Consider the following 23,361-nt stretch of genomic DNA (forward strand, 5'->3'; position numbering starts at 1 on the left):
TTCTGTTTAGCGGCATTTCGCGCGGGGGGCGCCTCCCCGCGCACGGCGGTTACTTGCCGGTGTTATTGAACGTCTTCGGGTTCTGCAGGTAATTGCCGAGGCTCGGCAGGAACTGGCCGAGCGCGGTCACCACCGGCGCGGCGTCAACGGCGAGGCTACCCAGCGAGCTGATCGCACCGCCGCCATGCACATTCCTGACCTGTTCCGTCGTCATGACCTTCATCATTCTCTCCTCGTAAAAAATAAAGATGATGCAAAGAACCTTCATAGAAAGACAAACGGCTTTTAATCCCTAGCGACTTGTTAATCTAATAATCACTGCGATTACGAGCCGAAATCAGGCTATCATGCGGGCGCATCGGAATTCAATGGAGGACACACTCTTACAGGCGCGTTTTCCGGTGCGCCACGGATGGCAGGCATTCACGCTGTTTGAATTTCAATTTCAATACGTTTAAATCCCGGCGCAATGCATTGCGGCACGGGCAGGAGACGGAGACGGCCATGTTTGAAACGAGGCGCGCGAATTGCGGATCGGCGACGCGGAATTCGGGTAATTCCCTATCAAGTTTTACGACTAGGTGGAATCCCCGACTTGCAACCGTGACATTGTTCGCTGTAACGATAACCGGCGTATCGGCGAACGCGCGTGCGTTCTGCCTCGACACCGCCTACCAGTACGCGGTCGTGCACGATCCGCGCTACCTGCAGGCGCGCAGCGAATACGATGCGGCCCGCCAGAAATTCCCCGAAGCACGCGCGCAGATGTTGCCGCAGGCCGCCGCGCAGCTCGAGTGGGGACGCTACGGCACGCACGCGAACCTGTTCGGCATCGACGTCAGCGGATCGAGCAATGCCGCATACGGTTCCGCGCAGGTCACGCAGGCGCTGTTCAACGTGCCCTACCTGTACGACATGCGGCGCGCGACCGAGTACGAGGAATCGGCGAAGCAGAAGCTCGAGGTCGCGAAGCAGGACCTGATCCTGCGCGTCGCGAACGCGTGTTTCGACCTGCTGAGCGCGCGCGAGAAACTGCAGTCGGCCGACGACGAAGTGAACGCGCTCACCCGGCTCGAAAGCGATACGCGACGCATGGCACAGCTCGGCATGAAGACGATCGGCGACACGGCCGAAATCGAGGCGCGCCGCAGTCTTGCGCAATCCGACGAAGCCCTCGCGCAAACCGACGTGGACGCGCGCCGTGCGCGCTACGAGACGCTGCTCGGGTCGACGATCGATTTCTCGCGCTGGCCGCGGCTCGCGATGCGCGGCTCGTCGCCGCGCATTCCGTCGGGCGACTATGCGCCGCAGGACAACCCCGCGTACCGGCAGGCGTACCGCGACGTCCAGGTCGCGCGGCTCGCCGCGAAGCGCGTCAGCGCCGAGCACTTGCCGACCGTCGACCTGTTCGCGTCGTATTCGCGCGGGCTCAACCCGAACCTGCGCGGCCTGACCGATCGCTCCGACTTCCATCAGAGCGCGGTCGGCGTGCAGGTGACGATCCCGATCTTCTCCGGCGGCAGCGTGTACTACCGGCAGGTGGAAGCCGAGCACGTGACCGAGCAGTACCGCAACCGACTGCGCGAAGTCGAGGAGCAACTGGGCACCGATCATCGCGAGGCGCTGTCCGCGCTCGAATCGGTCGGCAAGCGCATCCGCGCGCTGCAGCAGTCGCTGCAGGCCGCACGGCTCGCATACGATTCGTCGATGAAGGCGCATCAGGTCGGCTACAGCACGACGTACGAAACGCTGAACCTGCGGCGCGACATCTCGGGCATCCGGCAGAAGCTGTTCGACAGCTATCTCGACGCGCTGAAGCTGCAACTGAAGCTGAAAAGCGTGCTCGGCACGCTCGACGAACAGTCGTTGATCGCGGTGGACAGCTTTCTCGAAAGCAACGCGGTGAGCGACCGTGGTTAAGCGTGGTTGAGCGTGGGTCGGCGCGCATCGCGCATCGGCATCGCGCAAAAAAAGGTTGCACACGCAACCTTGATGACCGATGCCGACGCGCCGGCCGGTCGATCCATCGAAGCCGGCGCGGCACGACAACGCGCCGTCGTTCACGCAAGCGTGTGTCCGACCCCGATCGATCGCGCGGCGCAATACACGATCCCGGACGCACGCCGCGCCCTCACCGCGTGCAGGGGTATACGCGATGTTGCGTCCATAAAAAACTTTGCCTAGAGTGCATCCCATCGATCCGGCAGACAAAGACGTCCCACGATCGTGCGCAGCGCGCGCCCGCTAGCCCGCGCTTCGCCGGCCCCGTTTCGGGCCGCCCATCCGCATTCCCGTTATCCGACAGCGTTGTCGGATGAACGGACCGGCAAAGAAGCCCTTGCCTCGCTCGTCGAGGCAAGGGCTTTTTTTTGTCTTTCGAAAACGCACGTCTTCACCCGAACCAGGAGCACACCATGCGTCATGGCGATATTTCCAGCAGCAACGACGCCGTCGGCGTCGCCGTCGTCCAGTACAAGATGCCGCGCCTGCACACGCGCGCCGACGTGATCGCGAACGCCCGCGAAATCGCGGAGCGCGTGGTCGGCATCAAGCGCGGCCTGCCCGGCATGGATCTCATCGTGTTTCCCGAGTATTCGACGCACGGGATCATGTACGACGCGAAGGAGATGTACGACACCGCATCGACGATCCCCGGCGAGGAAACCGACATCTTCGCGGCCGCGTGCCGCAAGGCGAACGTGTGGGGCGTGTTCTCGCTGACCGGCGAGCGCCACGAGGAACACCCGGACAAGGCGCCGTACAACACGCTCGTGCTGATCAACAACCAGGGCGAGATCGTGCAGAAGTACCGCAAGATCATGCCGTGGGTGCCGGTCGAAGGCTGGTATCCGGGCGACTGCACGTACGTCGCCGAAGGGCCGAAGGGCCTGAAGATCAGCCTGATCATCTGCGACGACGGCAACTACCCGGAAATCTGGCGCGACTGCGTGATGCGCGGCGCAGAACTCGTCGTGCGCTGCCAGGGCTACATGTACCCGGCGAAGGACCAGCAGGTGCTCGTGTCGAAAGCGATGGCGTTCATGAACAACTGCTACGTGGCAGTCGCGAATGCGTCCGGATTCGACGGCGTGTACTCGTATTTCGGCCACTCGGCGATCGTCGGCTTCGACGGCCGCACGCTCGGCGAATGCGGCGAGGAAGAGAATGGCGTGCAGTACGCGGAGCTGTCGGTGAGCCTGATCCGCGACGCGCGCCGCAACATGCAGTCGCAGAACCACTTGTACAAGCTGCTGCACCGCGGCTACACGGGCAAGATCGGTTCCGGCGAATCGCCGAACGGCGTCGCGCAATGCCCGTTCGAGTTCTATGCGAACTGGGTGAACGACCCGGACGGCACGCGCCAGGCCGTCGAACGCCTGACACGCGCGACACCCGGCACGCCCGAATGCCCGATCGAAGGCATTCCGTCCGAAGCGCACGCGCATCGCTGAACCCGCGCCCCGCCCGGCCGTTCGCGCTGCCTGCGCGAACGGCGCTGTCTCACTCTGGAGCCTTCATCATGCTCGGTGTCGCTCTCTTCTTCATCGGCGCGGTGCTGGTCGTCAACGGCGTCGCGCTCACCGGCCGCATCGAACCGCGCGACGCGGCCGGCCTGAACCTGCTCGTCGGGCTGCTCGCGCTGCTGATCAACCTCGCCGGCCTCGTGCAGGCGTCGGCGCCGCCGCAGTTTTTCTCGAGCGCGGGCGGGCTGCTGTTCGCGTTCACGTACCTGTATCTCGCCGCCGTCCAGTGGCGCGGGCTGCAAGGCGCCGGCCTCGGCTGGTATTGCCTGTTCGTCGCGATCAGCGCACTCGTCTACGCGGGCACGTCGAGCGACGCGCGTTTCGGGGCGATGTGGCTGCTGTGGTCGAGCCTGTGGTTCCTGTTCTTCGTCGCGCTCGGGCTGAAGCGGACCGTGCGCTTCCTGCCCGGCTACACGATCGCGATCGGCGTCGGCACCTGCTGGCTGCCCGGCATGCTGATGATGACGGGGAGGTGGTAATGAGCGCACGCGATACGCCGCTGGCCACCGATCCGCTCGCCGGGCACCGCATCGCCGATGTGCCGTTCTACCAGCCGGCCGGTGCCGAGGCCGACTGGTTCGAGACGGCCTGCCGCCATCACCTGCCGGTCCTGCTGAAAGGACCGACCGGCTGCGGCAAGACGCGTTTCGTCGAATACATGGCGTGGCGCATGGGCCTGCCGCTGATCCAGGTCGCGTGCAACGACGACACGTCGGCGGCCGACCTGACGGGCCGCCACCTGCTCGACGCCGACGGCACCTACTGGGCCGACGGGCCGCTCACGCTCGCGGCGCGGCACGGCGCGATCTGCTATCTCGACGAGATCGTCGAGGCGCGCCCCGACGCGACGGTCGTGATCCACCCGCTGACCGATTCTCGGCGCGTGCTGCCGCTCGACCGGCTCGGCGAAGTCGTACATGCGCATCCGGATTTCCATCTGGTGATCTCGTACAACCCCGGTTATCACGGCGAGCACCGGCGGCTGAAGCCGTCGACGCGGCAACGTTTCGTCGCAATCGACTTCGGCTATCCGGATGCCGCGCACGAGGCCGACGTCGTCGTGCGCGAAAGCGGCGCCGATCGCGAAACCGCGCGCCGGCTCGTCGATCTCGCGCAGCGCACGCGTGCACTGGCACAGGCGGGCAACGGGCTCGACGAAGGCGCGTCGACGCGCCTGCTCGTGCACGCGGCCCGGCTGATCGTCGCGGGGCTCGCGCCGCTCGATGCCTGCCGGATCGCGATCAGCGACGCGGCGACCGACGATGCCGACACGCGTGTCGCGTTGCAGACGATGGCCGCCGCGCACTTCGCGACATGAGCGCACTGCCACTCGCCCGCTTCCTGCACGGGATGACCGCGCACGAGACCGACGTGCGCCTCGACGATGCGGCGATGCGCGCGACGCTCGGCCATGCCGCGCTGCGGGTGCCCCGTGCGTTACCGCCCGATGCGCGCATCGCGGCGGCCGCGCACGCGCTGGCCCACTGGCGCCACTCGCCGTCCGGCGAGCCGGCCGACACGCTGACACAGATCGGTTCGGCCGTTGCCGGCGTGATCGAGGATGCGCGCGTCGAGGCGCTGCTGGCCCGCGAATGGCCGGGGCTCGCGACGTTCTGGGCGCCGGCGTTCGCGCCGATCGGCCGCGAAGGGCTCACGTTCGGCTGCCTGTGCGCGCGGCTCGCGAAAGCGCTGTTCGATCCGTCGTATCGCGACGGCAACCCGTGGGTCGACAAGGGCGCGCAGCTGTTCGCCGAGCGGCGCGACACGCTCGACGATTACCGTGCGTTTCGCGCGATTGCGTCGAGGCTCGCGAACGATCTCGGCCAGATGCGCGTGCGCTTCGAACCCGACGACGGCGCATGGCTGCCCTATCGCGACGACAATGCGTGGCTGTGGGCACGGCCGGCCACCGCGGCGGCCGAACAGGCGGGCAACGACGGCGTCGAGATCTCGGCCTCGACCGGCGGCCACAGCGACGAGCGCGACGACGCACCGCCGTCCATACCCGATGCGCCGCGCTATCCCGAGTGGAATTGCCACACGCAGCGCGAACGACGCGACTGGACGACGATCGTCGAATGCGCGCCCGCCACGTCGGCGCCGCCGCCGTCGCTTTCCGCCCTGATCGACGCCGACCGGCGCGCGGCAAAGCGAATGCCGGCCGCGCGCGCATCGGAGCTGCTGCGGCGCGTGGGCCGCCAGCTCGACGGCGATGCGCTCGACGTCGATGCGGCGATCGCCGCACGCATCGCCCGGCGCGCCGGGCACGCGCCCGATCCGCGCGTGTTCCGTCGCCGCGTGCCGCACGACGCGCGCGGGCCCGTGCTGATCCTGCTCGACCTGTCGGCGTCAACGGCCGCGCAGGTCGCGACGCTCGAGAAACGCGCGGTGTTCGTGCTCGGCGACCTGTTCGACCGGCAGCGGCGCCGCTGGGCCGTGCACGGCTACACGTCGGACGGACGGCATCGCGTGTACTACGCGCGCTTCAAGGATTTCGGCGAAGCGTTCGACGCCGGCCGCCGCGCGGCGCTGCTCGCGGCCGACAGCGGGATGAGCACGCGCACGGGCGCGGCACTGCGGCATGCGCTGGCATTGCTGCGCCGCGAAACCGCGAGCGCACGGGCCGCCGTGCTGATGATCAGCGACGGCGAAGCCGCCGACATCGACGTGTTCGACCCGCGCTACCTCGTCGAGGATGCGCGTCACGCGGCACGCCTGGGCCGGCGGCGAGGTGTCGCGATTGCCGGTCTGTCGTTCGGTGAGCCGCCCGGGTTGTCTACAATACTTGGCGTCGGCCCGCGCTGCGTGCACGCGGCGAACGGCGACGCATTGCCGGCCGTCGTCGCGCACGCGGCCGGGCGACTGACCGCGTGACGGCTCTACCCGAAAGAGACAGGAACGACCGAATGAACAGTGTGAAGGTTGGCGTATTGTTCTCGCAGAGCGGATGCACGTCGCACCTTGGCCGGAGCCAGTTGCGCGGCACGCTGCAGGCGATCGCCGAGATCAACGAAGCGGGCGGCGCGAACGGCTGCGAGATCGTGCCCGTCGTGCGCGATGCCTGTTCGGACCCGGCCGTCTACGCGCGGCTCGCCGAGGCGCTGATCGCCACCGAGCGCGTGAACGTGCTGTTCGGCGGATACATGTCGAGCAGCCGCAAGGCGCTGATTCCGATCGTCGAGAAGTGGGACAAGCTGCTGTTCTATCCGACGCTCTACGAAGGCTTCGAGTTCTCGCCGAACGTGATCTACACGGGTGCGGCCCCGAACCAGAACAGCGTGCAGCTCGCCGCGTTCATGACCGCGCAGTTCGGTGCGCGCGTGTATCTCGTCGGGTCCGACTACATCTACCCGTACGAGTCGAACCGCATCATGATCGACCTCGTCACGCAGCATCCGGAAGGCCAGATTCTCGGCGAGGTCTACATGCCGCTCGTCGCGTCCGAGCAGGATTTCGCGGCGGTCGTCGAGGACATCCGCGCGAAAGCGCCCGACTTCGTGTTCAGCACGCTCGTCGGCGACAGCACGGCCGCGTTCTATCGTGCGTATGCGCAAGCCGGCCTCGATGCACGCAGGATGCCGATCGCGAGCCTGACGACGTCCGAGATCGAGCTGGGCCAGATGGGTGCGGCAGCGGCCGGCCACTACACGTCGTCGCCCTACTTCCAGACCATCGATTCGGACGTGAACCGGCGCTGCATCGCGCAGCTCAAGGCGCGCTTCGGCGACGACGCGAACGCCTCCGCGCCGTGGGAAGCCGCGTATTTCCAGGTTCACCTGTTCGCCAATGCGCTCGCGCGCGCCGGCACCGACCAGCGCGACCGGCTCGTCGAGCATCTCGCGGACGCGGAATTCGACGCGCCACAGGGCCGCGTGAAGATCGACCGCCTCACGCAGCACACGTGCCTGTACCCGCGCATCGGCTGCGCGACGGCCGACGGCAATTTCACGATCGTGCGCGAAGCGACGCGGCGCGTGCATCCCGATCCGTACCTCGTCACGCATTCGCTCGGCGACCGCGTGCACGCGCCCGACGAACAGAAGGCGTAACCGACGATGCGCGCCCGCACCCCGATCCGCTCGACGCCGCGCCTGCTCGCCGAACTGCGCTCGCTGCGCGTGATGGTGTACTACCCGGATGACGACAACGGCCTGCTGCTCGTCGAGCAGCTCTCGCGCATCGGTTGCCCGAGCGAGCAGCGCTGGCCGCCGCCCGCCGCGCTGCCGGAGAGCGTCGACCTCGTGATCCTCGCGGTCCGGCCCGACCTGCTGCACCTGTCGATCCCGTGGCTCGAGGACGATGCGCGGCCGCCGCTCATCGCCGTCACGACCTACGAAAGCCCGACGATCCTCGAACTGATGCTGCGCATCGATGCACAGAGCGCGGTAACGACGCCGGTGCGTTCGTTCGGCCTGTTGAGCGCGATGGCGCTCGCGTGTCACCAGAGCCGGCGGCACGACGAATACCGGCGCCGCATCGCGCAGCTGGAACAGCGCGTGATGTCCGCGCGCACGCTGCAGGAAGCGAAGACGCTGCTGATGCAGCACAACGCGATCAGCGAGGAAGAGGCCTATCAGCAGATCCGCTCGCAGGCGATGGAGCGGCGCATCTCGATCAACCAGCTCGCCGAGCAGATCGTGCACGCGCATGCGCTGTTGAAGCGGTAACGCGGACGCGATCGCCGATCGCCGCGCGTCAGGTGCGTCAGGCGCGTCAGTCCGGCGGCGGCAGCACGACCGTGTCCTCCGGCCCGAGCACGCGCCCGTCCTGCGCACGCAGCTCGAGCTTCCTGACGGGCAGCCCGGTCTTCCGGTCGACGAGCAGCACGTGCGCCTCGTCGGGTTCGAAGAAGAAATCCTCGCCCCACTGCCGCAATGCGACGAGCAGTGGAAAAAGCCCGCGCCCTTTCTCGGTCAGCACGTATTCGTGATGCGCGCCGCCGTCCGCGGCCGGCACGATGTCCATGATTCCGTGCGCGACCAGGTTGCGCAGACGCGCGGCCAGGATGTTCTTGGCCAGCCCGAGGTTCTTCTGGAATTCGCCGAAGCGGCGCAACCCGTCGAACGCGTCGCGGACGATCAGCAGCGACCACCAGTCGCCGATCGCGTCCAGCGGGCGGGCAACCCCGCAAAGGGAATCTTCGTGCGTGGTTCGTCTGTTCATCGATGCATGAGGCGATGCCGTTCCGGGAATGCGGCCGGAACGGCGGTTACGCTCGTTGAAATGAATGGTTGCAATATAAAACTCGTCACACGAAAGATCAATCGCGCGAGGCTCGACTGTTCGCGATCAACGAACGCCATGGCCGATTCGGGCCTCATTGGCACTTCAGTTCGTACATCCGGCATATAAATTCCGGCATTTCCCCGTTCGGGCCCATCATCCCGCACCTACGGGCCAAGCGTCCGTCGATCGCGGCCGCCCTCCTTTTTGGTTGCAACTTGAAACCCGATGTCCTACGCTTCGATTCAGTTTCAACTTGAAACCAAACTATCCGACTACCGAAGGAGCGTTCGATGATCCGGCCCGATGCCATGTTCGACGGCACCTTTCCTTTCGCCCCGCATTTCGACGACGCGTCCGGCTTCCGGATGCACTACGTGGATGAAGGCCCGCACGACGGCGAAACCGTTCTGTGCCTGCATGGCGAACCTACGTGGGGTTACCTGTTCCGCCATCTGGTGACGGCGCTGCGTCCGACGCATCGCGTCGTCGTGCCCGATCACATGGGCTTCGGCAAAAGCGCGACGCCGCAGGATCGCAGCTACTGGCTGCAGGACCATATCGACAACCTCGAGCGCTTCGTGCTCGCGCTCGACCTCGATCGCATCACGCTCGTGATGCACGATTTCGGCGGCCCGGTCGGCATGGGGCTTGCCGCGCGGCATCCGGGCCGGATCCGGCGCATCGTGTCGGCGAACGGGCCGACGCCGTTCGGCCAGCCCGATCTCGTCGAGCGCCTGAACGCGAACGGTCGCGATGCGCCGTGGTTCCAGTGGATCATGCGCGCGGCGGCCGACGACACGCTCGAGACGGTGCTCGGACAGCTCGGCTTCAACATCCTGAGCACGCTGAAACTGAACGGTTTCGAGAACCACGCAGTCATCACCGACACGTGGATCGCCGCATACGGTGCGCCGTTCGCGCAACCGGCGGACTGTCTCGGCGCGATCGGATGGGCCCGCGGGTTTGCCGAGGGCGCGCACCGGTTCGAGGTGCCCGATGCGGCGGCATTGCGCGCGATACGCGAGAAACCCGCGCTCGCGATCTGGGGAGACGCCGACCGGACGCTCGGCGCGGAACACTTCCTGCCGCTTTTCACCGCACTGTTTCCGTCCGCGCCCGTCGAGCGGCTGGCGGGTGTCGGGCATTACTGTTTCGAAGATGCGCCCGACGCCATCGCGGCGAGGATCGCCGGATTTATCCGGACGACCGGCTGAGTGCGTTCCGCAGCGGGCATCCGGCGCCCCGCTGCGGAACACGGCGTGCGCGGCCGCCTTCGCAACCGCGCGCGCACCGCTTCACGTCAGCGAATGATCCGCGTCACGCCACGCCCGCGCGGGTCGGCCATCGCCTCCGGCGTCTTGCCGTCGATCTTGATCACCTGGATGTCGCCGCTGAAATCCTGCCCCTTCAGCGTGTAGCCGCGCGCCTCGATCTGCTTCGCGAGTTCGCCTTCGATCGGGTGGTACGGCTCCCAGAAGATCGTGTTCGGCGGCAGCAGCTGGTGATGGAAGCGCATCGCGCCGACGGCCTCCTTCAACGGCATCTTGAAGTCGTAGATGTTGTTGATCACCTGGAAGATCGACGTGAAGATGCGCGAGCCGCCCGGCGTGCCGATCACGAGCGACACCTTGCCGTCCTTCGTCATGATCGTCGGCGACATCGACGACAGCGGGCGCTTCTTCGGTTCGATCGCGTTCGCGTCGCTGCCGACCACGCCGAACATGTTCGCCACGCCCGGCTTCGCGGAGAAGTCGTCCATCTCGTCGTTCAGCACGATGCCCGTGCCGTCGGCGATCACGCCCGAACCGAAATAGCCGTTGACCGTGTAGGTGTTCGACACCGCGTTGCCCCACTTGTCGACCACCGAGAAGTGCGTCGTTTCAGCCTTCTCCGGCATCGTCGTGCCGAGGCCCGGCTGCACGCTCTTCGTATCCGACGGCTCCTTGGGGTTGACTTCGGCCGCCCGCTTCGCGATGTAGGCGTCGTCGGTCAGCTGCGCGATCGGCACCTTGTAGAAATCGGGATCGCCGAGATACTGCGCCCGATCGGCGAACACGCGCTTCTCGATTTCCGCGACGAGGTGGATGTACTGCGGCGAGTTGAGCTTCACGCCCTCGAAGTCCTGCTTGAGGTCGGCCTTCATCTTCAGCAACTGCACGAGGCCGATACCGCCCGAGCTCGGCGGCGGCGCGGTGATCACGTCATAACCGTTCCACTTCGCCTGCACCGGCTGGCGCCACACCGCGCGGTACTGTGCGAGATCCTCGGTGGTGATGAGCCCGTTGCCGTCGCCGGTCTTCATCGATGCGGCGATCAGCTCGGCCGTCTTGCCCTTGTAGAAACCTTCCGCGCCGCCGTTCGCGATGCGCGTGAGCACGTCGGCGAGATCGGGCTGCTTGAAGTTCACGCCCGCCTTCAGCCCTGAGAAATACTTGTCGAAGTTGGTCTTGCCGCCGAACTCCTTCGACGCGTCGACGCCGCGCTGCGCGAGCTGCTCGTCGACGACGAAACCATCGCGCGCATAGTGGATCGCCGGCGCGAGCACCTGCTTCCACTTCAGCTTGCCGAAGCGCTTCTGCGCTTCCCACATGCCCGCGACCGTGCCAGGTACACCGACCGCACGCGGGCCGTACAGGCTCATGCCCTTGACGACGTTGCCGTCCTTGTCGAGATACATGTCCTTCGTCGCGGCGAGCGGCGCACGCTCGCGGTAGTCGATGAAGTACGGCTTGCCGTCCTTGTAGATCGTCATGAAGCCGCCGCCGCCGATGTTGCCGGCTTCCGGATACGTGACGGCGAGCGTGAAGGCGATCGCGACCGCCGCGTCGATCGCGTTGCCGCCTTCCTTGAAGATCCGCTCCGCGGCATCCGCGCTGTACTTGTCGGCCACCGCGACCGCCGAGCTCGTCAGGACGGCCGGCTGCGGCCCCTTCGCATAGACGGGTGCGTTCGGCAGGAAACCGATGCCGGCCACCGTCGCGAGCACGACAGCGGATGATTTGAAGCGATTCAGCGTAGTCATTGCATGTCCCCCATATGGATCTCCTTCAGGCAGGAAAAGCACCTGTCCCGCGCATGGCCGCCGGCGCACCGACGGCCATATCCGGTTTCGTAGTATAGGGGGACAAAAAGGGTCGAACACGTGACATGCGATGAAAGCGCATTCGCTGTGCGCGCCAGGTCATGCCGCCGCTTCTCGACACGGATACGGATTGGTCGAATTTGCACCGGGCGCGCAGCCGCAGTTCGCACCGGTTCACGTCCTCACGCAGCGCACAAAACCGAAAGTTGCGAACTGCGCGACGGGCCCCGTGACACGTGAAAAAAAATCTGCAAACCACCGTCCCGCTGCACGATCCGATCTGCGAAGATAGCGCCCCGCTTTCACACCGCATCATCGGTTCGTACACGCGCCGCCTCACGTTTCTTCGTCTCGCTTCCTATGGCATCACACAACGCGCATCATGCGTCCGGCTTCGCGGCCGGTGTCGCCGCCGCCGCCCTCGTCGCACAAACCGGCGCCACGGGCCCGTGGCATTCGGGCATGTTCGCCGCATTCGCGGCGGGCGTCGCGGGCGGTACCGCCCCCGACTGGCTCGAAGTCGCATGGTGGCGCCGCAAGCGCCGCCTGTGGGTCACGCATCGAACCATCACGCACTGGGGCATCGGCTGGATCGCCCTGCTCGCGCTCGGCTGGCACGGGCTCATCCATCATCCGCATCCGCTGTGGGCCGCGCCGCTGTTCGGCTTCGCATGCGGCGGCGTGATGCACCTGCTCGCCGACTGGCCGAACCCGCTCGGCGTACCGTGGATCTGGCGGCGTCATTCGCTCAACCTGTGGAACAGCGGGCGTTGCGACCTGATCGTCGTGGGCGCCGCATGGGGCGGCACGCTGTGGCTCGCGCAGTCGTTGTGCTCGCGTGCGCCGCTGCTCGAACACTGGCTCGGCTGGCTGCATCGCGTCTAGTTGCAATTCGGCGCAATTCGACGCGATTCGGCGTGCTATCGATACGCCGGCGCGCACGCAACTTTCCGTCCATTGAAAGTACGGTGCAGGCCCCCATTTGAGTCCGGAGCGCCGACACGCGCCTCCGGCACGCACGCGCGACGTCTGGCACACTGGCGATTCGATTCGTGCACGCCTTGCGCACGCTTTGCGCCCTGCTTGCACCCTATTTCAACGCTCCGATGGACGTCACCGCTACCCGCCCTGCCGCCCGTGCGCTCGACGTGTTCCACCCGGCCGTCGCCGCGTGGTTCCGGCGCACGTTCGCCGCGCCCACCGGCGCGCAGGCGCTCGCGTGGCCGCACATCAAGGCCGGCCGTTCGACGCTCGTCGCCGCGCCCACCGGCTCCGGCAAGACGCTCACCGCGTTCCTGTGCGCGCTCGACGATCTGGTGCGCGATGCGCTCGCGCATGACGGCACGCTGCCCGACGCGACGCTCGTCGTGTACGTGTCGCCGCTTAAGGCGCTGTCGAACGACATCCACGTGAACCTCGATGCGCCGCTCGCCGGCATCGCCGAATCGCTCGCGCAACTCGGCCTGCCGGTGCCGGCGATCCGCACCGCCGTGCGCACCGGCGACACGACGCAGGCCGAGCGCGCGGCGCTGCGCAAGCGCGCGCCGCACATCCTCGTCACGACACCCGAGTCGCTGTACGTGCTGCTGTCGTCCACGTCGGGGCGGCAGATGCTGTCGAACGTGCGCTCGGTCATCGTTGACGAAATCCACGCGCTCGCATCGTCCAAGCGCGGCAGCCATCTCGCGCTGTCGCTCGAACGTCTCGACGCGCTGGCCGGCCGTGCGCTGCCGCGTATCGGGCTCTCCGCCACGCAAAAACCGATCGACGCGGTCGCGCGCTTCCTCGTCGGCGGCCCGGCCGACGCGCCGCGCGATTGCACGATCGTCGACACGGGCCACACACGCGAGCGCGACCTCGCGCTCGAACTGCCGAACGTGCCGCTCGAACCCGTGATGGCCACCGACGTATGGGAACAGGTGTACGACCGCATCGCCGGGCTCGCGGCCGCGCACCGCACGACGCTGGTGTTCGTCAACACACGGCGCACCGCCGAGCGCATGGCGCGCCATCTCGCCGACCGGCTCGGCAAGGACGCGATCGCCGCGCATCACGGCAGTCTCGCGAAGGAGCACCGCTTCGACGCCGAACAACGCCTGAAGCGCGGCGAACTGAAGCTGCTCGTCGCCACCGCATCGCTCGAACTCGGCATCGATATCGGCGACGTCGATCTGGTCTGCCAGGTCGGCTCGCCGCGCGGCATCGCGCCGTTCCTGCAGCGCGTCGGCCGTTCCGGGCACCATGTCGGCGGCGTGCCGAAGGGGCGCCTGTTCCCGCTGTCGCGCGACGAGCTCGTCGAATGCGCGGCGCTGCTCGATTGCGTGCAACGCGGCGAGCTCGACGCGTTGCGGATTCCCGAAGCGCCGCTCGACGTGCTCGCGCAGCAGATCGTCGCCGAAGTGGCGTGCGCGGAATGGCAAGAAGACGCGCTGTATGCGAGCTTCACGCGCGCGGCGCCGTACGCGCGGCTGACACGCGAACGCTTCGACGAAGTGATGAAGATGCTCGCCGAAGGCTTCACGAGCCGGCGCGGCGTGCGCGGCGCGTACCTGCATCGCGACGTGGTCGGCGGCACCGTGCGCGGGCGCCGCAACGCGATGATGACCGCGACCACGTCGGGCGGCACGATCCCCGACATGGCCGACTACGCGGTGCTGCTCGAACCGCAGGGCATCCAGGTCGGCACGGTCAACGAGGATTTCGCGATCGAGAGCCTCGCGGGCGACGTGTTCCAGCTCGGCAACCAGTCGTACCGGATCATTCGCGTGGAAACGGGCCGCGTGCGTGTCGAGGACGCGCAGGGCCAGTCGCCGAGCATTCCGTTCTGGCTCGGCGAGGCGCCGGGGCGCAGCGACGAGCTGTCGGCGGCGGTCGGCCGGCTGCGCGCGCGGCTCGACGGGCTGTTCGCGGAAGGCGACCGGCTCGCACATGGCAAGAACCGTGAACGCGTCGGTGAAGGGACTGACGGGAAGTCCATGCCCCGGGCCGACGCCAAAGCGGGCGCGAAGGCGAAATCGAAGGCCGGGATCAAGGCCGATACCGATGCCTCGCCCGACGTGCGGCACGACACCGTTGTCGCCGCCACCGCCGAAAGCCGCCTCGCGCCGGCGTTGCGCTGGCTCGTCGACGATCTCCGCCTGTCGCCCGACGCCGCCCGCCAGATCGTCGACTACCTCGCCCGCACCCGCGCCGCGCTCGGCGCGCTGCCGACGCAGGACACGCTCGTGATGGAGCGTTTCTTCGACGAATCGGGCGGCACGCAGCTCGTGATCCATTCGCCGTTCGGCAGCCGCATCAACCGCGCCTGGGGGCTCGCACTGCGCAAGCGCTTCTGCCGCAGTTTCAACTTCGAGCTGCAGGCGGCCGCGACCGACGACGCGATCATCCTGTCGCTGTCGCTCGCGCACAGCTTCGCGCTCGACGAAGTGTGGCGTTACCTGCGTTCGGCCAGTGCCGAACACGTCCTCGTTCAGGCGCTCCTCGACGCGCCGATGTTCGGCGTGCGCTGGCGCTGGAACGCGACGACGGCGCTCGCGCTGCCGCGCTTCACCGGCGGCAAGCGCACCGCGCCGCAACTGCAGCGAATGAAGAGCGAGGATCTGCTCGCGACCGTGTTTCCCGATCAGGTCGCGTGCCTCGAGAACATCGTCGGCGAACGCGAGATACCGCATCACCCGCTCGTCGACCAGACGCTCGACGACTGCCTGCACGACGCGATGGACACCGATGGCTGGCTCGCGCTGCTGCGCCGGATCGAGAGCGGTGCGATCGAGCTGATCGCGCGCGACCTGCCCGCGCCGTCGCCGCTCGCGGCCGAGATCCTGAACGCGAAACCGTATGCGTTCCTCGACGACGCACCGCTGGAAGAGCGCCGCACGCAGGCCGTGCAGTCGCGCCGCTGGAGCGATCCCGAATCGGCCGACGATCTCGGCGCGCTCGACGCCGACGCGATCGATGCGGTGCGCGAAGAAGCCTGGCCGCTCGTGCGCGACGCCGACGAAATGCACGACGCGATGCTCACGCTCGCATGCATCGCCGACAGCGAAGCGCACGCGCACGAAGGCTGGCCCGAGCGGCTCGCGGAACTTGCCGAACGCCGCCGCGCGACGAAACTCGTGACGCCCGGCGGCACCGCGCTGTGGGTGCCGGTCGAACGGCTCGTATGCCTGCGTGCGCTGCATCCCGAAGCCCGCATCGCGCCGGCGCTCAAGGTGCCGGCTGCCTGCGCACAGCCGTGGGAAGCGGATGCCGCACTCGTCGACGTGATCCGCGCGCGGCTCACCGGTTTCGGCCCGCTTGCACTCGACGCGATCGCGACACCGCTCGGCCTGCCGCCGGCGTCGGTCGCGACGGCGCTCGCGGCGCTGGAGCGCGAAGGTTATGTGATGCGCGGCCGGTTCACACCGGGCACGACGACCGACGAATGGTGCGAACGCCATCTGCTTGCGCGCATTCATCGCTACACGGTGAAGCGGCTGCGCCGCGAGATCGAACCGGTCGAACGCGCCGACTTCATGCGCTTCCTGTTCCATTGGCAGCACCTGACGCCCGACACGCGCGGCACGGGCCGCGATGCCCTCGCGGCCGTGGTCGAACAACTCGAAGGCTATGAGGCCGCGGCAAGCGCATGGGAAGACGCACTGCTGCCCGCGCGGCTCAGCGACTACACGGCGGGCGGGCTCGACGAGCTGTGCCGCTCGGGCAAGCTCGTGTGGACGCGCATCGGCGCGCCGGCACGTGCGGCCGGCACGCCCGTGAAGACGACGCCGATCGTGCTGCTGCCGCGCCGCCACCTCTCCGCCTGGCAGGCGCTGCGCGATCCCGACGCACAACCGGCGCTGTCCGCACGGGCCACGCAGGTGCGCGACGCGCTCGCCGCGCATGGCGCGATGTTCTTCGATGCGCTGCTCGACGACCTGCACATGCTGCCCGTCGAACTCGAGCAGGCGCTCGGCGAACTCGTTTCGGCCGGCCTCGTGAATGCGGACAGCTACGCCGGCCTCCGCGCACTGCTGAAGCCGGCCGTCAAGCGCAGCGCGACCTATGCGCCGCGCACGCGGCGCGGCGGTGCGCTGATCGGCGGAATGGACGACGCCGGCCGCTGGGCGCTCGTGCAACGCGCTTCGGCACCGGCTGACACGCCAACGCCGGCACCGAAACGCGGTGCGCCCGCGACCGATCCCGACGCACTCGAACACATCGTCTGGACGCTGCTGCGCCGCTATGGCGTCGTGTTCTGGCGGTTGCTCGAACGCGAGGCCGACTGGCTGCCGAACTGGCGCGAGCTCGTGCGCGTGCTGCAACGCCTCGAAGCGCGCGGCGAGATTCGCGGCGGACGCTTCGTCGCCGGGCTCGCGGGCGAACAGTTCGCGCTGCCTGAAGCGATCCCGGTCCTGCGCGAACTGCGGCGGCAACCGGGCGACGGACAGTATGTTTGCGTGACGGGCGCCGATCCGCTGAATCTTGCCGGCACGCTGCTGCCCGGCGACAAGGTGCCGGCCCTCGCCGGAAATCGCGTGCTGTTCCGTGACGGCGTGCCCGTCGCCTCGCTGGTTTCCGGGGCGTTCCACTACGCCTCCGAACTGTCGCCCGCCGCGCGCGAGGATGCGCGCCTGCGGCTCGCGCGACGCCACTGACATCGGCTGACACGCGGCACCACACCGACTACTGATCGCGGGGCCGCGCGACCGCCTGCCTTCGGGTAGCATCGAACGACTTTCCGCGCGGGTGCCCGCGCTCCAGCACAACAAGATTTACGGAGACTGCTGTCCATGCCCTCGCACGCCGACTCGCCCGCCGCTCATCACGCGGGCTCGCTGACCATTTTCCAGGGCACCGCGCTCTATATCGGCGCGGTGCTCGGCACCGGCGTGATCGCGCTGCCCGCGCTGGCCGCCGAGGTCGCGGGCCCGGCATCCCTGCTCGCGTGGGCCGCGCTGGTCGTGTTGTCCGGGCCGCTCGCGGCCACCTTCGCCGCACTCGGCGCGCGCTATCCCGATGCAGGCGGAGTCTCGACCTACGCCCGGCGCGCATTCGGACCGAAAGCCGCGGCGGTCGTCGGATGGTGCTTCTACTTCGCGGTCCCGGCCGGCGCGCCGGCTGCCGCGATGTTTGGCGGCGCGTACGTCGCGGCCGTCACGGGCGGCGGGCACACGACGGTCGTCGTCACGGCTGCCGCGCTGATCGCGACCGTATCGGCTGCGAATGCATTCGGTGTCACCGTTTCAGGCCGCATGCAGCTCGTGTTGTCGGCGTTGCTCGTCACGCTGCTGCTCGCGGCGGTACTCGCCTCCGCGCCGCATGCCCGCACGGCGAACCTGCATCCGTTCGCCCCGCACGGCTGGCTCGCGGTCGGCCAGGCCGCCGCGCTGCTCGTGTGGAGTTTCGCGGGCTGGGAAGCAATCACGCACCTCGCGGCCGAGTTCCAACGGCCCGCGCACGACATGCCGCGCTCGGCCGGGATCGCCGTCGTGGTGGTCGGGTTCCTGTATCTGTCGGTCGCCGCCGCGAGCGTGACGGTGCTCGGGCCTTCCGCGGGCGCATCGGGCGCGCCGCTCGCCGAACTGATCGCAGGCGGCATCGGCGGTCACGCACAGGTGCTCGCCGCCGCGGCCGCGCTGCTGCTCACGCTCGGCACGATGAACGCGTATTTCGCGGGTGCGGCCAAGCTCGGCGCGGCGCTCGGGCGCGACGGTGCATTACCCGCGTGGCTCGCGCAAGGCAGCCAGGTCGGCGGCGTCCCGCGCCGCAGCCTCGGCGTGATCGCCGTGCTCGCGGCCGTCGCGCTGGCCGCGACGGCGATCTCGGACGTCGGACCGAAACCGCTCGTGCTCGTGACGTCCGGGTGTTTCGTGATGGTGTATGGGCTCGGTGCGGCCGCCGCGCTGAAGTTGCTGCCGCGCGGCGGCATCGCTTACCGCTGTGCGTGGGTTTCGCTGGTCGCGGTTGTCGGGCTGTTCCTGACGACGGGCTGGGCCATCCTGTGCCCGCTGCTGCTCGCGGGCGGTGCGCTGCTTTATCTGCGGGTGACCGGACCGCGCCGGTAACCCGGCAGTTGCGCGCGGCGCCGACATTCGCCGGCTTGCGGCGACACGCCGGCGAATCATGGCCGCCCCGCTGGCCGGAGCGCCGGCCACTGCGCCGTGCGCATCGGTCGCGAACCCGGCCGTATGCCGCCGTTTCACGCTCGTCAGGCCGGCACCAGCGCGAAGCTGAGGCGCTTGCCGAGCGCGGCGGCTGCGCTCGCGAGCGTCGCCAGCGTGAGGCTCGTGTCGGTTTCGTCGAGCAGACGGTTGAGCGCGGCACGGCTGGTTTTCATCCGCGCGGCCATCGCGGTTTTCGTGATGTGCTGCGCCTTCATTTCCTGCCCGATCTGCCACGCGATCACGCGCTTGATCGCGGTGGCGGTGGCCGCTTCGAGATTGCCGTCTTCCTCGAGGAAGGTATCGAAATCGCTGCCGATATGCGGATGGTTCGTGGTCGTCATGAGGTACTCCAATGCATGGCGTTGCCGGCTGCCTGCCCGTCGAAGACGGTGCGTTCCGGCGCAACCGGGAAATTCAGATGGCATGCGTCAACGCTTTGAGACGCGCGACGGTGACATCGAGATCGTCCGACGGCGTGGCCCGCGACTGCTTGAAGAAACCGTGCAGCAGGACCATCGTGTCGCCGACGACCGTAAACAGCACACGGGCGCTCCGCCCCGGCAGCGCCACGCGGATCTCCCACAGATCCGGTGCCATCTTCCGGACCAGTGGCATGCCGAGCGGCCAGCCGAGTTGAACGGTCTTGATCTCTTCGCCGATCACCCTGCGCTCCGCTTGCCCGAGCGCCTTCAACCATTCGCGCACCGGCTCGTTGCCACGAGCCGTCTGAAAGAACCGCACGCCGAGCGTGACCTGGATCTGCTGTCTCGTCATCGTCTTGACACCCATCGTACCAAAATCGGTACGATATGCCAAGCACGACCGGGACGGCTACTGGCCGGACGGCCAATTCGATAGCCGGGGACGGTCGATCCGCGCTTGCCGCGCGATCCGCCCCGGGTTATTCGTCGCGCCGAGCCCGCTTGCGCGTCGCGCGTGGCGACTGGTGCGCTCGCGCATCGCCGAACCGCGACCGCGCGATGTCGCGCACGGCATCGATCAGCGTCCGCGCGACCGGCGACGGCTGCGCATCGGTGCGCAGGATGAGCCCGACCGGCTCGTCGGTGCCCGCGGACGGCAGCGGCAGGCGTGCCAGCGCCCCGGCCGACAGGTCGTATTCGGCCGCATAGAGCGGCACGAACCAGACCGCATCGTTTTCGAGCGTCAGCGCGCGCGCGACCGATACCGACAGCACCTCGATGAACGAATCCAGCGGCGGCGCGCCGCAGGCGCCGAGCAACTGCTCGGCCGACTGGCGGATCAGCGTGCCGAACGGCGGCAGCACGACCGGATGGCGTGCGAGCTCGGCCGCCGGCGCCGCGCTTGACAGCAGCGGATGCCCGGCACGCACGACGGCGACGAGCGGCTCGTTGTACAGCTGCTCGAACGCGAGCCCGATCATCCGCTCCGGCTCCGACAGCCGCCCGATCGCGCACTCGATCGCGCCCGACTTCAGGCGCTCGAGCAGGTCGGCGTTCGCGGCCGTCGCAATCCGCACGACGACGCGCGGCCAACGCTCGGCGAGCGCCTTCATCAACGCAGGCGCGAGCGACGCCGCGACGGTCGGCAGCATGCCGATTTCCAGGGTCGCCGCGGCGGCTCCGCCCTCGCGCGCAAGCAGCCCGACTCCCTGCCGCAGCGCCAGCACGCACGCGTTCGCATGCGGCATGAACAGCTGCGCCTCGCGGGTCGGCTGCGCGCCCTGCCGGCCGCGCTCGAACAGCTTCACGCCGAGGATCGCCTCCAGTTCGGCGATCGTCTTCGAGACGGCCGGCTGCGTGATCGACAGGCTTTCCGCCGCCTTCTGCACGCCGCCCAGCTGCGCGACCGCGAGAAAGCACTGCAGGTGCCGGAACTTGACGCGGCCGTCGGCGATACGGTTATTCATAACGAGTGGTTATGCGATTGACGATGAAACGCCATTTTGCATAACTTTCCGGATCGCCCCAAGCGTTCGACGAAGCATCACGCGCGACGCCGCAGAGCCTGGAAACCGGCCGGCTCCCACATCCGCTTCGCGATCAGCAAGCTCGTCCCGTGCTTCTGCGCGAGCGGGGCGGACGACGATTCCGCATGCAGCGCAGCCGCCTTGCTGCGCAGCCGGCGCAACTCCAGTTCGAGCTCCGCGGCGGCGGCCTCCGTCAGCATCCCCTGCGAGAACGTCATCGTCTCGCCCTCGCCGTCGAAGCGGCTGTCGAGAAAATCGCCGAGCGCGTGCGCATGGAAATAACGGCGGATCGGCCCGCCGGGCAGCCAGTCGAAATCGCGCGCGACGCGCACGCGAATCCGGTCGCCCGGCAGCAGCGCGACGACGTTCATCCGGTCGAGCATCAGCAGGTATTTCACGCACTCGGCCTGGGTCACCTGATAGGTCGACACGATGTCCTGCACGGTCCAGTAGTTGATCGCGCAGACGGCAACGAGCAGCAGTTTGTCGTCCGACACGAGCAGCGCCTCCTGCTGCTCGGTCAGCACACGCAGCCTCGGCGCCGACGCGGAGGCCTCCTGCACGAGCTCGGCGAGCGTATAGCCGAGCAACTGGGCGATCTCCACGACACGCTCCAGCGTGAAGCGGCCGCTGGCGAACAGCCGCTTCACGCTCGTCTCGGAGACGTCGAGCGCCCGCGCGACGTCGCGGTAGGTCATGCCCTGCGCCTTCAACTGGCGCTTCAGCATGTCGATGAGTTGGGCGGTTTCGGTCATTTTGGTATCGAAAAATGATGCTCAAGGTCAGATATTAGGCTACCTGCGCACGCAAATGAACACTTTCGGATACTTGTCTGCATAATCCGCTCCGTGCTGTCACTGAACGACGGAGCCGAAATGACCACCCGAACCGAAACCGCCGCCTACGAATCGCGCCACACCGCCCCGCGCAATGCACGCGACACGGATCGCACGATGCCGCTCGCCACGATCCGCACGCTGGCCGCCAGCGCGCACGTCGGGGATCTCGTGTTCATCCGCGTGCCGGCGAGCGCGCCGCGCGACGCAGCGGGCACGACAGGCACGACGGGCACGTGGGCCAATCGCTTCGGCATCGTCGTCGATACGTCGGGCGACGAGCCCGTGATCGCCGAATCCGGGTTTGCGTGGACGAAGCTCACGCCGCTGTCGCGCTTCGTCGCCCGTACCGACGGCGGGCGCATCGCGCTGGCACGCCGCGTCGCGGCACCGACCGCCGACGCGCAACGCCGGGTGCATGCAACGGCGGAACAGCGGATCGACGCGCTGCTCCGCAACCGCTTCAACCTGCGGACGCGGCGCGCGTTCTGCGCGGACTACGTGAGCGACGTGCTCGGCGCCGACCGGGACGCGACACCGGCGGCACTGCTGCGCGGCGGCACGCTGTCACTCGAATTCGACGGGATCGTGTTCGATCCCGGCCGTCAGTCATGAAGGGCGCGCTCAGGGAGACCAGATAACAACAAGAACGAAAACACAAAAATCAGCGACGGGCTGGCTGGAGGGCCGTGCACGGGGTCGTCACCGACGACGCGAAGCCCGATCGCTTTTTCCGCCGGACAGGCATCCTGTCCGGCGGAATTTTCATTGGCGCGCCGAACATAACGAACGGTTATGCGATTCGCGAAAAAAGGTCATTTTGCATAACTTTCCGGATTGGCTAAAGTCCTGCCATCCACTTCGCGAAGTACCTATCAGGAGACGCCCGATGGATTCCCCCACGATCCTCACGCCGCGCGACTGGCCGTCGCATCCGGCCTATATCCACCCCGAGTACCGTTCGTCCGTGAAGCGCGGCCCGACCCGCCCGCTGATCCCGCTGAAGGAGAAACTGCGCGACCAGTACGCGCCCGTCTACGGCGCCGAGGATCTCGGCGCGCTCGACCACGACCTGACGAAGAATGCCGTGAAGAACGGCGAGCCGCTCGGTGAGCGCATGGTCGTCACGGGCCGCGTGCTCGACGAAGGCGGCAAGCCCGTGCGCAACACGCTCGTCGAGGTGTGGCAGGCGAACGCCGCCGGCCGCTACGTGCACAAGGTCGACCAGCACGACGCGCCGCTCGACCCGAACTTCCTCGGCGCGGGCCGCTGCCTGACCGACAACGAAGGCCGCTACCGCTTCCTGACGATCAAGCCCGGCGCGTATCCGTGGGGCAACCATCCGAACGCGTGGCGCCCGAATCACATCCATTTCTCGCTGTTCGGCGATTACTTCGGCTCGCGTCTCGTCACGCAGATGTACTTCCCCGGCGACCCGCTGCTCGCGTACGACCCGATCTTCCAGGGCACGCCCGAGGCCGCGCGCGATCGCCTGATCTCGCGCTTCTCGATGGACATCACCGAAGAAGGCTATGCGCTCGGCTACGAATTCGACATCGTGCTGCGCGGCCGCGACGCTACCCCGATGGAGCGCTGAACC

Annotated in this window: 20 protein-coding genes; 13 read left to right on the forward strand and 7 right to left on the reverse strand. The window is 67.7% G+C overall.

Features of this window, described 5'->3' with window-relative positions:
• Nucleotides 1–49: 49 nt before the first annotated feature.
• Nucleotides 50–223, reverse strand: a complete 174-nt coding sequence (locus VK92_RS41985) for a hypothetical protein (RefSeq protein WP_006495012.1) — start codon at nucleotides 221–223, stop codon at nucleotides 50–52.
• 281 nt (nucleotides 224–504) lie between these two features.
• On the opposite strand from VK92_RS41985, the gene VK92_RS23030 reads away from it, so the two are divergent.
• The 7 genes from VK92_RS23030 to VK92_RS23060 all read left to right on the forward strand — a co-directional run bounded on the left by VK92_RS23030 (nucleotide 505) and on the right by VK92_RS23060 (nucleotide 8,191).
• Nucleotides 505–1,920, forward strand: a complete 1,416-nt coding sequence (locus tag VK92_RS23030; RefSeq protein WP_048021818.1) for a TolC family protein — start codon at nucleotides 505–507, stop codon at nucleotides 1,918–1,920.
• Between the two features lie 494 nt (nucleotides 1,921–2,414).
• Nucleotides 2,415–3,452 carry an aliphatic amidase gene (locus VK92_RS23035; protein WP_048021816.1) on the forward strand — a complete coding sequence of 346 codons (1,038 nt, stop codon included), beginning with the start codon at nucleotides 2,415–2,417 and terminating at the stop codon, nucleotides 3,450–3,452.
• Between the two features lie 68 nt (nucleotides 3,453–3,520).
• Nucleotides 3,521–4,003: an AmiS/UreI family transporter gene (locus tag VK92_RS23040; RefSeq protein ID WP_021159494.1), complete on the forward strand. Its 483-nt coding sequence runs from the start codon at nucleotides 3,521–3,523 to the stop codon at nucleotides 4,001–4,003.
• The gene (locus tag VK92_RS23045; protein WP_048021814.1) at nucleotides 4,003–4,842 is read left to right on the forward strand and encodes a CbbQ/NirQ/NorQ/GpvN family protein; all 840 of its coding nucleotides are present in this window, start codon (nucleotides 4,003–4,005) and stop codon (nucleotides 4,840–4,842) included. The genes VK92_RS23040 and VK92_RS23045 overlap by 1 nt, the downstream gene beginning before the upstream one ends.
• Nucleotides 4,839–6,398 (forward strand): VWA domain-containing protein, encoded by a 1,560-nt coding sequence (locus tag VK92_RS23050; RefSeq protein ID WP_048021812.1) that lies wholly within the window; start codon nucleotides 4,839–4,841, stop codon nucleotides 6,396–6,398. Before VK92_RS23045 ends, VK92_RS23050 begins: the two co-directional genes overlap by 4 nt.
• Nucleotides 6,399–6,430: 32 nt before the next feature.
• A complete protein-coding gene (locus VK92_RS23055; RefSeq protein WP_048021811.1) occupies nucleotides 6,431–7,573 on the forward strand; it encodes a transporter substrate-binding domain-containing protein in 1,143 nt (380 codons plus the stop codon).
• A gap of 6 nt (nucleotides 7,574–7,579) precedes the next feature.
• Nucleotides 7,580–8,191 (forward strand): ANTAR domain-containing response regulator, encoded by a 612-nt coding sequence (locus VK92_RS23060; protein WP_027791381.1) that lies wholly within the window; start codon nucleotides 7,580–7,582, stop codon nucleotides 8,189–8,191.
• Between the two features lie 46 nt (nucleotides 8,192–8,237).
• On the opposite strand, the gene VK92_RS23065 is transcribed toward VK92_RS23060, so the two are convergent.
• Nucleotides 8,238–8,687 carry a winged helix-turn-helix transcriptional regulator gene (locus VK92_RS23065; RefSeq protein WP_042975048.1) on the reverse strand — a complete coding sequence of 150 codons (450 nt, stop codon included), beginning with the start codon at nucleotides 8,685–8,687 and terminating at the stop codon, nucleotides 8,238–8,240.
• A gap of 353 nt (nucleotides 8,688–9,040) precedes the next feature.
• Between VK92_RS23065 and VK92_RS23070 the strand changes: the two genes are divergently transcribed.
• Complete coding sequence (locus tag VK92_RS23070) at nucleotides 9,041–9,964, forward strand: alpha/beta fold hydrolase (RefSeq protein ID WP_048021809.1); 924 nt, start codon at nucleotides 9,041–9,043, stop codon at nucleotides 9,962–9,964.
• Between the two features lie 86 nt (nucleotides 9,965–10,050).
• On the opposite strand, the gene ggt is transcribed toward VK92_RS23070, so the two are convergent.
• Nucleotides 10,051–11,772: a gamma-glutamyltransferase gene (gene ggt, locus VK92_RS23075; RefSeq protein WP_042975050.1), complete on the reverse strand. Its 1,722-nt coding sequence runs from the start codon at nucleotides 11,770–11,772 to the stop codon at nucleotides 10,051–10,053.
• Nucleotides 11,773–12,192: 420 nt separating this feature from the next.
• Between ggt and VK92_RS23080 the strand changes: the two genes are divergently transcribed.
• The 3 genes from VK92_RS23080 to VK92_RS23090 all read left to right on the forward strand — a co-directional run bounded on the left by VK92_RS23080 (nucleotide 12,193) and on the right by VK92_RS23090 (nucleotide 18,878).
• A complete protein-coding gene (locus VK92_RS23080) occupies nucleotides 12,193–12,717 on the forward strand; it encodes a metal-dependent hydrolase (RefSeq protein ID WP_021159502.1) in 525 nt (174 codons plus the stop codon).
• Between the two features lie 221 nt (nucleotides 12,718–12,938).
• Nucleotides 12,939–17,468: a DEAD/DEAH box helicase gene (locus VK92_RS23085; protein WP_048021807.1), complete on the forward strand. Its 4,530-nt coding sequence runs from the start codon at nucleotides 12,939–12,941 to the stop codon at nucleotides 17,466–17,468.
• Between the two features lie 135 nt (nucleotides 17,469–17,603).
• Nucleotides 17,604–18,878 (forward strand): APC family permease, encoded by a 1,275-nt coding sequence (locus VK92_RS23090; protein ID WP_048021806.1) that lies wholly within the window; start codon nucleotides 17,604–17,606, stop codon nucleotides 18,876–18,878.
• Nucleotides 18,879–19,021: 143 nt separating this feature from the next.
• Here VK92_RS23090 and VK92_RS23095 read toward each other — a convergent pair whose 3' ends face one another.
• The 4 genes from VK92_RS23095 to VK92_RS23110 all read right to left on the reverse strand — a co-directional run bounded on the left by VK92_RS23095 (nucleotide 19,022) and on the right by VK92_RS23110 (nucleotide 21,680).
• Complete coding sequence (locus VK92_RS23095; RefSeq protein WP_042975052.1) at nucleotides 19,022–19,318, reverse strand: XRE family transcriptional regulator; 297 nt, start codon at nucleotides 19,316–19,318, stop codon at nucleotides 19,022–19,024.
• 73 nt (nucleotides 19,319–19,391) lie between these two features.
• Nucleotides 19,392–19,751, reverse strand: a complete 360-nt coding sequence (locus VK92_RS23100; protein ID WP_048021937.1) for a type II toxin-antitoxin system RelE/ParE family toxin — start codon at nucleotides 19,749–19,751, stop codon at nucleotides 19,392–19,394.
• A gap of 127 nt (nucleotides 19,752–19,878) precedes the next feature.
• Nucleotides 19,879–20,865: a pca operon transcription factor PcaQ gene (gene pcaQ, locus VK92_RS23105; RefSeq protein WP_021159506.1), complete on the reverse strand. Its 987-nt coding sequence runs from the start codon at nucleotides 20,863–20,865 to the stop codon at nucleotides 19,879–19,881.
• 77 nt (nucleotides 20,866–20,942) lie between these two features.
• On the reverse strand, nucleotides 20,943–21,680 hold the full coding sequence (locus VK92_RS23110) for a helix-turn-helix domain-containing protein (RefSeq protein ID WP_021159507.1): 738 nt from the start codon (nucleotides 21,678–21,680) through the stop codon (nucleotides 20,943–20,945).
• A gap of 120 nt (nucleotides 21,681–21,800) precedes the next feature.
• On the opposite strand from VK92_RS23110, the gene VK92_RS23115 reads away from it, so the two are divergent.
• Nucleotides 21,801–22,376 carry a YiiX/YebB-like N1pC/P60 family cysteine hydrolase gene (locus VK92_RS23115; protein WP_048021935.1) on the forward strand — a complete coding sequence of 192 codons (576 nt, stop codon included), beginning with the start codon at nucleotides 21,801–21,803 and terminating at the stop codon, nucleotides 22,374–22,376.
• A gap of 274 nt (nucleotides 22,377–22,650) precedes the next feature.
• Complete coding sequence (gene pcaH / locus VK92_RS23120; protein WP_021159510.1) at nucleotides 22,651–23,358, forward strand: protocatechuate 3,4-dioxygenase subunit beta; 708 nt, start codon at nucleotides 22,651–22,653, stop codon at nucleotides 23,356–23,358.
• The last annotated feature ends 3 nt before the right edge of the window (nucleotides 23,359–23,361 follow it).

This window comes from Burkholderia sp. LK4 (assembly GCF_001043615.1).
GTDB classification, from domain to species: Bacteria; Pseudomonadota; Gammaproteobacteria; order Burkholderiales; family Burkholderiaceae; genus Burkholderia; species Burkholderia cepacia.